Source organism: Nonomuraea sp. NPDC005650, assembly GCF_040605375.1.
In the GTDB taxonomy this organism is placed as follows: Bacteria; Actinomycetota; Actinomycetes; order Streptosporangiales; family Streptosporangiaceae; genus Nonomuraea.
In genome coordinates this window covers 90,582-102,547 of sequence record NZ_JBEXCR010000043.1, presented here as the reverse complement: position 1 = coordinate 102,547, position 11,966 = coordinate 90,582, and the positions used below count along the sequence as shown (strand labels likewise).

Sequence of the window (11,966 nt, the reverse complement as noted above, 5' to 3'; positions counted from 1 at the left end):
CGATGGGCTCCAGGTCAGGTGATTTTGATCATGTACGCGGCTTTCGTGGGCGGTTTCTGGGGCAGGTCGGCGTAGAGGGCCTCCTCGGCCAGCCGCCAGGCGACGGGGCCGTGGCCCAGGAGCTCGACCCCGGCGGGGCGGCGCTCCAGCAGCCCCGCGCCGGTGCCCAGGCTGGTGATCGCGGCGGTCCGGTCCTCCGGCCAGGCGAGCAGGGTCGCGTACACCGCGTCGCCGCGCCGGGTGAAGCGGATGTCGCCCGGCCGGTAGGCGCGGTCGGCCTCGTTGTAGCCCTCGTAGCCCTTGCTCTCGCCCAGGCCCGTGGCGCCCTCGGCGGCCCGCCGCCACGGCGTCGTGCCGTACACGCCCTCGCCGCACACCCGCAGCCACTCGCCCACCTCGCCCAGCAGGGCGCGGGCGTGGTCGTCCACGGTGCCGTCGGCGCGCTGCGGGACGTTGAGCAGCAGGGTGCCGTTCTTGCTGACCACGTCGATCAGCGTGTGGACGACCTGCTGGGACGTCTTGCGCGGGTGGAACATCGGGTCGTCGTCCGAGCAGTCGAACCACTCGCCGTCGCTGGTGTCGAACTGCCAGGGGTACGGCTGCGCCGCGTCCAGCTGGCGGCGTTCGCAGTCGAGGACGACGGCGGTGCGGTCGGCGTCGGGCACGTCCTTGACGGTCACCAGGCCGCCGGTCGGGCAGTTGTTGTAGTAGTGGGCGAGCAGGTCGAGACCCCGCGTGCTGACCGGGTCCGACTCGACCACGCTGCCCGCGTCGAACGGCAGGCGGCCGTCGTCGAGATAGACCAGATCGGGCCGGTAGCGGTCGAGCGCCTCGCGCACGCGGGCGTAGAACCGGTCCGCCACGCGGGGCGGGGGCTTGGCACCGGGGGCGTGCCGCTCCGGGTAGAGCTCGGCCGGGTCGAGGCCCTCCCACCAGGTGCCGGCGCCGTCGTGCTCGGTCAGCCCGCCGTCGTGCGGCTCGCCGGTGTCCGGGTCGGTGCCGTGCGCGACGTCGAGCCAGCGCCAGGTCCAGTTGTTGTGGAAGCTGAGCCCGAACGGCAGCCCGGCGGCGCGGGCCGCCCGCTCCCAGGCGCCGACGATGTCACGGCGGGGGCCGACGCGGGTGGCGTTCCACGCGTGCTGCTCGGAGTCCCACAGGTCGAAGTTGTCGCAGTGGGCGGCCAGGGCGACGAAGTAGCGGGCGCCGCTGGAGACGTACAGGTCGATCAGCTCGCCGGGGTCGAAGCGCTCGGCGCGCCAGCGAGGGAAGAGGTCCTTCGCGCCGCCGCCCCGGCCGAAGTGGGCGTGCTGGCGCTCGGCCCTTCGCCGCTCCCAGGGCTCGGACCAGGGCTGCATGCCGTAGAGGTGGCGGGCGTACCAGTCGCCGGAGCTCCCGACGGACTGCGGGCCCCAATGCGACCAGATGCCGAACTTGGCCTCCCCGAACCACTCGGGGATGCGGTGACGGCGTAACGACTCCCAATCCGGCAGAAACCCTCTCAATGGGCACACCTACCTTATTGAAACGATTTACGCATGATATATTTATTCAACCTCTGATGTCAATGCATACATTGGAGGATGACGGGCTGGCAAGTGGGGATCTCCGTATATAGGGTTAAAACGTTTTGTCTCGGAGGGACGTGCGGATGGTCGAATTCCATGAGGACCCCGGGCCGGGATCCGGGCGGCGGGCGGCCCGCGCGGACTTCCTCTCCGACGCGCCGCGCCTGTCGCTCAACGGCCGGTGGCGCTTCCGGCTCTCCGGCACGGCCGAGGGCACGGGCCCCTCGCTGCCCGACCCGGCACTCGACGACGGTGGCTGGGAGACGATCCGGGTGCCGTCGCACTGGGTCCTGGAGGGGCACGACCGCCCGCTCTACACCAACACCGCCTACCCGTTCCCCGTCGACCCGCCGCACCTGCCCGACGGCAACCCCACGGGCGACTACCGCCTCCGCTTCGACCTGCCCGGCGGCTGGCCCGGCGGCAGGTCCGTGCTGCGTTTCCAGGGGGTGGACTCCTGCGGCACGGTGTGGCTGAACGGCTCGCTGCTCGGCCACTCGAAGGGGAGCAGGCTGCCGTTCGAGTTCGACGTCACCGGGCTCGTCCGGCCGCGCGGCAACCTGCTCGCCGTACGCGTGCACCGCTGGTCGTCGGGCAGCTACCTGGAGGACCAGGACATGTGGTGGCTGCCGGGCATCTTCCGCGACGTCGAGCTGCTGTCCCGCCCCTCCGGCGGCGTCGACGACTTCACCGTCCGCGCCTCGTACGACGCCTCGGACGGCTCCGGCGCCCTCCTCGTCACCGCCGACGCCCCCGGCCTGGTCGAGATCCCCGAGCTGGGCCTCGCCGTCGCCACCGGCGAGGAGGCCGCCGTCCCCGGCGTCGAGCCGTGGAGCGCGGAGCGCCCGCGCCTCTACCGCGGCACCCTCACCGCGGCCGGGGAGACGATCGACCTCGCGATCGGGTTCAGGACCGTCGAGATCGCCGGCGGGCGGCTGCTGATCAACGGGGCGCCGGTCCTCTTCCGCGGCGTCAACCGGCACGAACACCACCCGGAGCGCGGCCGCGCCCTCGACCGCGAGACCATGATCCGCGACATCGTCCTGATGAAGCGGCACAACGTCAACGCCGTCCGCACCGCCCACTACCCGCCGCACCCGGAGTTCCTGCGGCTGTGCGACGAGTACGGGCTGTGGGTGGTGGACGAGTGCGACATCGAGACCCACGGGTTCATCTACGCGGGCTGGGAGGGCAACCCGCCGGCCGAGCCGATGTGGCGCGACGCCCTGCTCGACCGGGCCCGGCGCATGGTCGAACGCGACAAGAACCATCCCAGCGTGGTCATCTGGTCGCTGGGCAACGAGAGCGGCAGCGGGCCGGCGTTCGGCGACATCGAGCGGTGGATCCGGGCCCGCGACCCCGGCCGGCCGCTGCACTACGAGCGCGACCCGAGCTACCGGCACTCCGACTTCCACAGCCTCATGTATCCGTCGCTGGACGACCTGGAGCGCATCGGGCGGCGCGAGGAGGACACCCCGGACGGGGTGGCGCCGGAGTCGGCCGACGACGTGCGCCGTCGGGGGCTGCCGTTCCTGCTGTGCGAGTACGCCCACGCCATGGGGAACGGGCCCGGCTCGCTGGCCGACTACCAGGCGGTCCTGGAGTCGTACGAGCGGTTCTGCGGGGCGTTCGTGTGGGAGTGGATCGACCACGGGCTGACGGGGCACGACGCGTCGGGCCGCCCGTACTTCCGGCACGGCGGCGACATCGACCACCAGCCGAACGGGGGCCGTTACTGCCTGGACGGGCTGCTGTTCCCCGACCGGACGCCGTCCCCGGGGCTGGCGGAGCTGCGCAAGGCGATCGAGCCGGTCGGGATCGCGGTGGACGTGGCGGCGGGCTCCGTCGTGGTGGCCAACAAGCATGACCTGATCGACCTCGGCCACCTGGAGTTCCGCTGGTGGGCGGAGGTGGACGGCTGCCCCACGGATGAGGGCGGGGCGCTGCCGGTCCCGGCGTGCGGGCCGCGCGAGACGGTGCGGGTGCCGTTGCCGGAGGTCGCGGTCCGCGCCCTGGAGGGCGAGACGTGGATCACGGTCGAAGCGGTGCTGGCGATCGCGACCAGCTGGGCACCGGCGGGGCACGTCGTCGCCTTCGGCCAGGCCCGCTCAGGCGCCGCGGCCCACCGCCGCCCGCCCCCTCGGTCCACCGCCCAGTCGGCGGGCGGTCCACTGGATGGCGTCGGGGGCGATGCGACAAGCACGGCGGGCGGCGCGCCGGGCGGTAGGTTGCGGTTGGGTGGGGCGGTGTTCGAGCCCGGGACCGGGCGGCTGGTTCGGTTGCACGGCGTCGAGCTGGACGGGCCGGTGCTGGACGTGTGGCGCGCCCCGACCGAGAACGACCGTGGCCAGGGCCCCAGGAACGCGCTGGCCGCCGACTGGGAGGCCGTGGGGCTCGACCGCTTCCTCCACCGCACCGCCGCACTGGAAAGACCGGACGACCACACGCTCGTCGTACGCGGCCGGAGCGGCCCGGCCACCCGGACCCTGGGCTTCCGCACCACGTACACCTGGCAGTGGCGCGACGGCGCGCTGCACCTGCGGATCGAGGCCGAGCCCGTCGGCGACTGGCACGACACCGCGTACGGCCACCTCAACGTGAGCCCGCCGCGCATGGGCGCCAGGTTCGCCCTGCCCGGCGGCTACACCGACGTCACGTGGTTCGGGCGCGGCCCCGGCGAGTCGTACGCGGACAGCCGGGCCGCCGCTCGGGTGGGCAGGTTCGCGCGGGCGATCGACGAGCTCCAGACCCCGTACGTGGTGCCGCAGGAGAACGGCAACCACGTCGAGACCCGCTGGCTGGAGCTGTCGGGCCCGGGGCTGCCGGCCCTGCGCGTGGACGGCGAGCCGCACCTGGACTTCACCGCCCGCCGCTGGACCGGCGAGGCGCTGCAGGCCGCAGCCAGGCCGCACGACCTGCGCGACTCCGGGCGGGTCTGGCTGAACCTGGACCACGGGCAGCAGGGCGTCGGCAGCGCCTCCTGCGGCCCCGCCCTGCCCGATCGGTACCGGCTGCCGGTCCGGAGCTACTCCTGGTCGATGACGTTGACCGCCTGAGAGGATGAGGATCGCATGACGGAACCGACCGAGTTCGACTTCTGCCCGTGGCTGTTCTGGGACCACGCGACCGAGGAGGACCGCCGCGCCCAGGAGAGCCACCTGGAGGGGCTGGGGGCCAGGTTCGACCTCAAGGCGGGCAAGGTGTTCGTGTCGCCGCTGGCGGCCGTGTACGCCGACCGCCTGCGCATGGGCGACCACTGCTACATCGCGGCGCACGCGTACGTCACCGACGACGTCGTCATGGGCGACGACTGCACCGTCAACCCGTACGCCGTGGTGCGGGGGAACATCGTGCTCGGGAACGCCGTGCGGATCGGCGCGCACACGTCCCTGCTCGGCTTCAACCACGGCACCGCGCCCGACCGCCCGGTCTTCCGCCAGGCGATCACGTCGAAGGGCATCAGGATCGGCGACGACGTGTGGATCGGCTCGAACGTGGTCGTGCTCGACGGGGTGACGATCGGCGACCACGCCGTCGTCGGCGCGGGCGCGGTCGTCACCAAGGACGTGCCCGCCTGGGCCATGGTCGCGGGCAACCCGGCCCGCCGCATCCGCGACCGCCGCGCCGCCGGCCCGGGGGGCGACCTGGAACGGCTGCTCACCGGGTTCGCCGATCGCGCCAGGGAGCAGGCGGCGGACGTGCTCGGGCGCTGCTGGACGGGGGAGCGGTACGTGGACCGCCCGGACGCCCAGCCGACCGTACGCGCCTGGTGCGACGCGGTGGAGATCGCCGACCTCCTCCTGGACGGCCCGCCCCCGACCCCGGCGCGGGAGGAGATCGTCGCGTTCCTGCGCGACCGTCAGGACCCGGCCACGGGCCTGGTCCCGGAGCTCGACGCCTCAGGGACACCGGAGCTCGACGGGGTCACCGCCTATCACGTGCTCTGCGTCGGCTACGCCCTCGACCTCCTCGGCACCCCGTTCCGGCACCCGGTCCACGCCGTCGCGAACCTCAACTCGCAGCAGTTGACCGCCGCGCTCGACGCCCTCGACTGGGAGCGCAACGCCTGGACGGCGGGCTCGTGGGTGGACGCGTTCGGCACCGGCCTCCATCGCAACCTCGCCGGCTTCGGCGTGCGCGGCGAGACGGAGACCCTGTTCGGATGGCTGCTGACCCGCTGCGGCCAGGCCCACGGGATGTGGGGCGAACCGGACCCGGACGCGGGCTGGCTGCAGGTGGTCAACGGGTTCTACCGGCTCACGCGCGGGACGTTCGCGCAGTTCGGGGTGCCGGTGCCGTACCCCGAGCGGGCCGTCGACACCGTGCTCGCCCAGGCCCGCGACCCGCGCTACTTCGGCCCGGACACCGGCAACGCGTGCAACGTGCTCGACGTCATCCACCCGCTGTGGCTGCTGGGCAGGCAGACCCGGCACCGCCGCGAGGAGGGCGCGGCGTGGGCGAGGGAGCACCTCCTGCGGGCGGTCGCCGGCTGGCATGACGGCGCGGGCTTCAGCTTCGCCCTGACCGAGGGGAGCGGCGCGGCCCGCACGCCGGGGCTGCAGGGCACGGAGATGTGGCTGGCCATCATCTGGCTGCTCGCAGACTACCTCGGCATCTCCGACGCGCTCGGCTACCGCCCCCGGGGCATCCACCGCCCGGAGCCGGCGACGCGCCTCCCCGGCCCCGGTCGCTGACCGGCCTCGTCGAGCAACCTTTCCGGTCCCGGCCGCCGGCCGGACTCATTGAGTAGCCTTCCCGGTTCGAGCGCGGCGGCCATCGCCCGGTGGCCCGCCGCGCTCGGGTGCAGGTGGTCGCCGCAGTCGTAGCGGGGCAGCAGCCGGTACGGGTCGGCGGGGTCGCGCAGCGCCGCGTCGAAGTCGGCCAGCCCGTCGAACACGCCGCCCTCCCGTACGAACGCGTTCACCGCCTCCCGGGCCCGCTCGCCCTCGGCCGTGTGGTACTCGGCGCCGGCGAAGGGCGGGAGCGTGCCGCCGATCACGCGTACCCCGGCGGCGTGCGCCCGCTCAGTGATGCGCCGGTAGGCGGCGACGAGCGGCTCCGCCCGCGCGCCCGCCCCGAGGTCGTTGATCCCGGCCAGCAGGATCACCGCGCCGACGCCCGGCTTGGTCAGCACCTCGGCGGCCAGCCGCTCCTCGGCGTGGCGTCCCGTCCCGGCGGCCAGCACCCGGCCGCCGGACACGCCCTCGTTCACCACGGCGAGCGGCCACGACTCCAGCAGGGCCCGGTCGGCGAGGAGGTCCGGCCAGCCGTGGCCGGTCTCCGACCCGACGCCCGTCGTGATCGAGTCGCCGAGCGCCGCCACGGCCGACACCGGCTCGGGCGCGGTGACGATCAGCGCGTCCAGCCAGTGCCAGATCGCCACCCCTTCGACATACGCGGCCCCGTCCTCGTCGGCGGCGTGGTCGCCGGGGAGCGACCGGTAGGCCGCGTCGCCGGGGAGCGACCGGTAGGCCGCGTCGCCCGGCGGGGCCGTGGCCCGGTTGCGCCCGGTCAGGATGCCGCCGTCGCCCTGAAGGCAGAGGCTGACGGCGAGGCGCTGCCGGGGCGGCACGTGGCCGGGCAGCGGGTCGCCGAGCGCGGTCGCGCCCGGGGCCAGCGTCACCTCCGGCCGCCCGCCGAACGTCACCGCCCGGTTCGAGCCGGGCACCAGCGCCGCCCCGGAGCGGGGGACGCCCACGCGGACGCGCCCGAACGTCACCGGCCGGTCCCCGTGCGCGTTGGTCAGCCGTATCCGCAACCCGGTCCCGCCCACGCTGGTCCGCACGACGTTGCGCACGGTGAGGTCCCGCAGCCCGCCCCCGGCCCGCTCGGCGGCGGCCGCCCACGTGGTCACCGGACGGCCCTCGATCATCGCTCCCACGCCGCGGTGAACGCGTACCGGCCGGACGCCACCCGGCACACCAGCGCCCCGCCGGCCGCCTCACCGGAGAGCGGCGTGCCGGACTCCCGGACCGACGCCGGGTCGGTCGTCGGCACGTGCACGGTGGCCAGCGCGCCGGGCGGGACGCGGACGTCCAGCCGGAGCGTCCCTCCGTCCACCTCCCACCGGCCGGCCAGCCGCCCCAGCGGCGTCTCGTACGCGGCCGAGGCCCACCGGAGCCGTCCTCCGGGCAGCGGCCGGATGATCGGGCGGCGGAACCCGGCCGACCCCTCCTCCTGACCGATCCCCGCGACCCCGCTGTACAGCCACGCGCCCACGGACCCCAGCGCGTAGTGGTTGAAGGAGTTCATGGCGACGGGCCCGAAGCCGCCCTCCTCCGTCCACCCGTCCCACCGCTCCCAGATCGTGGTGGCCCCGCGCTTGATCGAGTACCCCCACGACGGGTAGCGGTCGTCGTGCAGCAGGGAGTAGGCCAGATCGTGGTGGCCGTGCGCGGACAGGACCGGGCCGAGCAGCCCCACCCCGGCGAAGCCGGTGGTCAGGCGTCGCCCGCGTTCTTCCAGGTCGGCGACCAGGTGCCCGACGGCCGCGGGGACGAGGGGCGCGGGGACGAGGCCGTGGGCGAGGGCCAGCAGGTAGCCCGTCTGCGTGCCGCCCGTGACGCGGCCGTCCGCCGACACGAACGCCCGGACGAAGGCCTCCCCGATCCTCGAACGCAGCTCGGCGTAATGGGCGCGGGCGGCGGCGTCGCCCACCACGGCGGCGGCCTTCGAGGTGAGCTCCGCGCTCAGCGCGAAGTACGCGGTGGCCATCACCTCGCGCGAGGTCCGCACGCCCGCCTGCAGCCAGTCGCCGTAGTGGCTGCCGGTCCGGTCGCGCCAGATGAGGCCGGGGTTGTGGCGTTCGACGTGGTCCACCCAGCGCCGCATGCTGGGCAGGCTGTCGCGCAGCACCCGCTCGTCCCCGTACACCCGGTACAGGTGCCACGGCACGACGGTGGCGGCGTCGCCCCAGCCGGGGGTGCCGTGCCGCTCGGTCATGACGTGCGGCACCACGTCCGGCACCGCGCCCTCGGCGGTCTGCGCGCACCGCAGGTCCGCCAGCCAGCCGGTGAAGAACGCGGCCACGTCGGCGTTGTAGCAGGCGGTGGGCAGGAAGACCTGCGCGTCGGCGGTCCAGCCGAGGCGTTCGTCGCGCTGCGGGCAGTCGGTCGGCACGGAGACGAAGTTGCCGCGCTGGCTCCACCGGATGTTGCCCATCAGCCGCCGCACCATGTCGTCCGAGCACGAGAACTCGCCCGCCACCGGCGTGTCGGAGTGCAGCACCCGTCCCAGGACCTCGACGTCCGCATGCCCGCTGACCTCGACGTACCGGAAGCCGTGCACGGTGAAACGCGGCTCGAACGTCTCCACCGCCGCCCCGGCGGCCACGTAATGGTCGGTCGCCTCCGCCGAGCGCAGGTTGGCGGTGTAGAGGCCGCCGTCGTCGTCGAGCGCCTCGCCGTGGCGCAACGTGACCCGGGCGCCCTCGGGAGCGCCTCTCAGCACCAGGCGGACCCGGCCGGCGATGTTCTGGCCCAGGTCGACGATCGTACGGCCGTCGCCCGGGCGGCGGACGTCCACCGGCACGAGGTCCTGGGTGACGCGGACCGGCTCGGCGACGGACGGGACGAGGACGTCGTGCGCGGTGTCCACGACTCCGGCGGGCGCCCAAGAGGTGTCGCCGAAGCCGGGCAGGTCCCAGCCGGGCTGTTCGAGGCGGGCGTCGTACCACTCGCCCATGAGCAGGTCGGCGTAGCGCAGCGGCCCGGTGCTCTCCCTCCACCGCCCGTCGGTGCCGACGACCGTACGGGAGCCGTTCTCGTGCTCGGCCACGATCTGGACCAGCAGTTGCGGGCGCCTGCCGTACCGCTGCGCCTGCTGGCGCGCGTCCCAGCCGAGGCTGCCCGACCACCAGCCGTCCGCGAGGATCGCCCCCACGCAGACGGGCCCGTCGCCGGCCAGGTTCGTGACGTCGTACACCTGGTACGGCACCCGGTGCCGGTAGTCGGTCCAGCCCGGCGTCAGCTCGCCGTCGCCGGCGCGGACGCCGTTGACGCGCAGCTCGTACAGGCCGCGGGCGCTGCACGCGATCCGCACGGCGGTCGCCGGGGGCAGGTCGAGCACGCGCCGGAAGTACCTGGGCGCGGGCAGGGACGCGGTGCGGGCCGAACGCGGCTCCCGGTCGTCCGTGGGCGGCTCGAACGGCGGCTCGGTCTCGGGATCGTGGCCGATCCACGCCGCCACCCACTCGTCCCGGTGCAGCACCCCGGTCTCGAACCACGACTCCGCCGCCTCGCCGGGCCGCGTCTCGACCCGCCACGTGTAGCGCGTGAACGACGCCAGCGGCGCGCCCCCGTAGTCGGCGCTGACGTCCTGCCCCTCGACCCAGCCGCTGTCCCAGACCAGGGCGCCGCGCGCGTGGACCCGGATCCGGTACGCCTCCTGCGCGTCCCCGCGCCGGTCCGAGGCCAGCCGCCAGCTCAGCCTGGGCACCGGCGCGCCGACGCCGAGCGGGGTGCCGAGGTGCTCGCAGCGCAGGTCGTACGGCCGCAGCGAGTCGCCGGCGGGCACCTCGGGAAGCAGGTCGTACGGCCGCGGCGCCTCGGGGAGGGATCGGCTCACCATGCCCACTCCTTCGCCGGCCGGGCCAGCGGGTAGTCGCGCCGGGGCGCGGTCGGGTGGACCTTGCGCCCGCTGTACATCGGCCGGGCGGTCCCCTCCGGGCTGATGCCGATCACGTCGTCGCCGCGCCATCGCACGCGGTACTCCCGCCCCGCCGCCACCTCGGTGGTCGCCGTCTCGGGCACGGGGAACGTGACCGTGACGCGCTCTCCCCGACGTGGCGCGGGGATCGACAGGTAGCCGTCCGGCGCCCACGCCCCGGCCTGGGTGCCGTCGAAGCCCCCGCTCTCGCGGGCGACGCGGACCTTGGCGTACCCGGCCCAGTCGGGCACCCGCATCCGCAGCTCGGGCAGGTCCTCGTGGACGTCCAGGTCGACGCGGCCCTCGTGGGGGAGGTGGCTGAGCACGGTGACCTGCCGGGTGGCCCGGGTGAGGAGCAGGTTGACCCGGACGGCCCGGGGGCCGGCGGTGACGATCGAGTTCCAGCCCCAGAACAGGCCGCGCAGCCCCGAGCCGACGCAGCACGCCTGCACGTCGGCCGTGTGCCCGCGGCCCAGCTCCACGTCGCAGACGAAGTCGTTGGGCGCGCCGTACCCGGCGAAGGCGCCGCGCACCCGCTCGCCCACCCGCACGTGCGTCACCCAGCCCGGCTCGTCCCCCGACGCGTCGGGCGCGGACTCCACCCAGCTCAGGTCCAGGAGCTGCGACTCCACGAGGTGGTTGCGCAGGAACCGCTCCACCACGCCCCAGTACGCGGTGTGGCCCGACCCGGCCAGCGTGGTGCCGGTGCCGATCAGGTCCACCAGGGAGCAGCTCTCGTGCTCGTACCGCTGGTCGGCCAGGTCGCCGGGCGTCCAGCCGAACGCGGTCGCCTGGCCGAGGGCCCAGTCGTAGGCGCGGCGGACGTACGCGGTCAGCCCGTGGTCGCCGACGAAGCGGGCGTAGCGGGCGAGCCCTTCGAGCGTGCCGAGCCGGGTGTGGAAGTGGGCGCTGCGGTACGCGCGGGCGGGGTTGAAGGAGCCGTCCTCGTTGAAGACCCCGCTCTTGTGCACGATCAGGCGGGCGAACCAGCCGCACAGCTCCAGCGCGTCCTCGTTGCCCGTCGCCTGGTGGTAGCGCAGCAGCGGCATGATGAGCCGGCCGCTGAACGAGGCGGGGTCGGGGGCGAGATGCAGCGCGACGGCGTTCGGCGAGGGCCAGCCGTCGGGGGTGTACTCGGAGGCGGGGTAGAACCACACGTCCCGCTCCTTGATCGCGATCCGCTTGAGCGCGGCCACGTGGCGGTCGGCCAGCCTCCTGGCCTCGGGGTCGCCGTCGGAGACGTACCAGGTGGTGAGCGACAGGAGGACCGCCCGCTGGTCGATGAGGTTGGCGTTCGGGGGCCAGCCCACCTCGGGGCGCGCCAGGCGGTAGCTCAGCCCGTCGTCGCCGAAGAAGCCGATCAGCCGCCGCCTGAGCCCCTCCTCCACCTCCCGCCAGGTGTTCTTGCCGGTCATGTGCCGGGCGAGCACGCAGGCGTCCAGGAGCCGGCCGTGGCTGGAGCCGTAGTCCCAGTCGCCGTGCCGCAGGGCCGCCGGGCGGGCCAGGAGGTCGGCGCTGAAGTACGGGATGCCGTCCATGTCCTGGTCGGGCAGTCCGGCCACCGCGTTCATCGCCAGCTCGGCCCGTTCTTCCAGCAGCACCGTGTCGGGGATTTGGGGCATGGGCGTCCCTTCGCATAGATATTCAAGCATGCATAGACGTCCCATTCAGCGTGCGTCGTCCCTTCCGCCCCGTCAAGGTGCCCCCCGCACTTCGGCCGAGGTCCCTTTGGGGGAGGGGTCTCCTCCCGAAGGA

The 11,966-nt window shown here is 74.2% G+C and carries 6 protein-coding genes; 2 read left to right on the top strand and 4 right to left on the bottom strand.

Annotation, left to right across the window (positions count from 1 at the left end; genetic code table 11):
• Window positions 1–14 precede the first annotated feature (14 nt).
• Complete coding sequence (locus tag ABZS69_RS51120; RefSeq protein ID WP_355387471.1) at window positions 15–1,502, bottom strand: alpha-L-fucosidase; 1,488 nt, start codon at window positions 1,500–1,502, stop codon at window positions 15–17.
• 146 nt (window positions 1,503–1,648) lie between these two features.
• On the opposite strand from ABZS69_RS51120, the gene ABZS69_RS51115 reads away from it, so the two are divergent.
• Window positions 1,649–4,621 carry a glycoside hydrolase family 2 TIM barrel-domain containing protein gene (locus ABZS69_RS51115; protein WP_355387468.1) on the top strand — a complete coding sequence of 991 codons (2,973 nt, stop codon included), beginning with the start codon at window positions 1,649–1,651 and terminating at the stop codon, window positions 4,619–4,621.
• Window positions 4,622–4,636: 15 nt separating this feature from the next.
• Window positions 4,637–6,259: an acyltransferase gene (locus ABZS69_RS51110; RefSeq protein ID WP_355387464.1), complete on the top strand. Its 1,623-nt coding sequence runs from the start codon at window positions 4,637–4,639 to the stop codon at window positions 6,257–6,259.
• On the opposite strand, the gene ABZS69_RS51105 is transcribed toward ABZS69_RS51110, so the two are convergent.
• From ABZS69_RS51105 to ABZS69_RS51095, 3 genes are read right to left on the bottom strand one after another with little or no spacing between them, the layout of a single operon-like run.
• Window positions 6,196–7,437 carry a GDSL-type esterase/lipase family protein gene (locus ABZS69_RS51105; protein ID WP_355387461.1) on the bottom strand — a complete coding sequence of 414 codons (1,242 nt, stop codon included), beginning with the start codon at window positions 7,435–7,437 and terminating at the stop codon, window positions 6,196–6,198. The two genes, ABZS69_RS51110 and ABZS69_RS51105, sit on opposite strands and share 64 nt — an antisense overlap.
• On the bottom strand, window positions 7,434–10,133 hold the full coding sequence (locus tag ABZS69_RS51100; protein ID WP_355387458.1) for a family 78 glycoside hydrolase catalytic domain: 2,700 nt from the start codon (window positions 10,131–10,133) through the stop codon (window positions 7,434–7,436). Before ABZS69_RS51100 ends, ABZS69_RS51105 begins: the two co-directional genes overlap by 4 nt.
• Window positions 10,127–11,833, bottom strand: coding sequence for a hypothetical protein (locus tag ABZS69_RS51095; protein ID WP_355387455.1), 1,707 nt, complete (start codon window positions 11,831–11,833; stop codon window positions 10,127–10,129). Before ABZS69_RS51095 ends, ABZS69_RS51100 begins: the two co-directional genes overlap by 7 nt.
• Window positions 11,834–11,966: the final 133 nt, after the last annotated feature.

Coding starts and splice junctions, on each gene's coding strand:
- ABZS69_RS51115 (WP_355387468.1), top strand. CDS start 1,649: ATGGTCGAATTCCATGAGGACCCCGGGCCGGGATCCGGGCGGCGGGCG.
- ABZS69_RS51110 (WP_355387464.1), top strand. CDS start 4,637: ATGACGGAACCGACCGAGTTCGACTTCTGCCCGTGGCTGTTCTGGGAC.
- ABZS69_RS51105 (WP_355387461.1), bottom strand. CDS start 7,437: ATGATCGAGGGCCGTCCGGTGACCACGTGGGCGGCCGCCGCCGAGCGG.
- ABZS69_RS51100 (WP_355387458.1), bottom strand. CDS start 10,133: ATGGTGAGCCGATCCCTCCCCGAGGCGCCGCGGCCGTACGACCTGCTT.
- ABZS69_RS51095 (WP_355387455.1), bottom strand. CDS start 11,833: ATGCCCCAAATCCCCGACACGGTGCTGCTGGAAGAACGGGCCGAGCTG.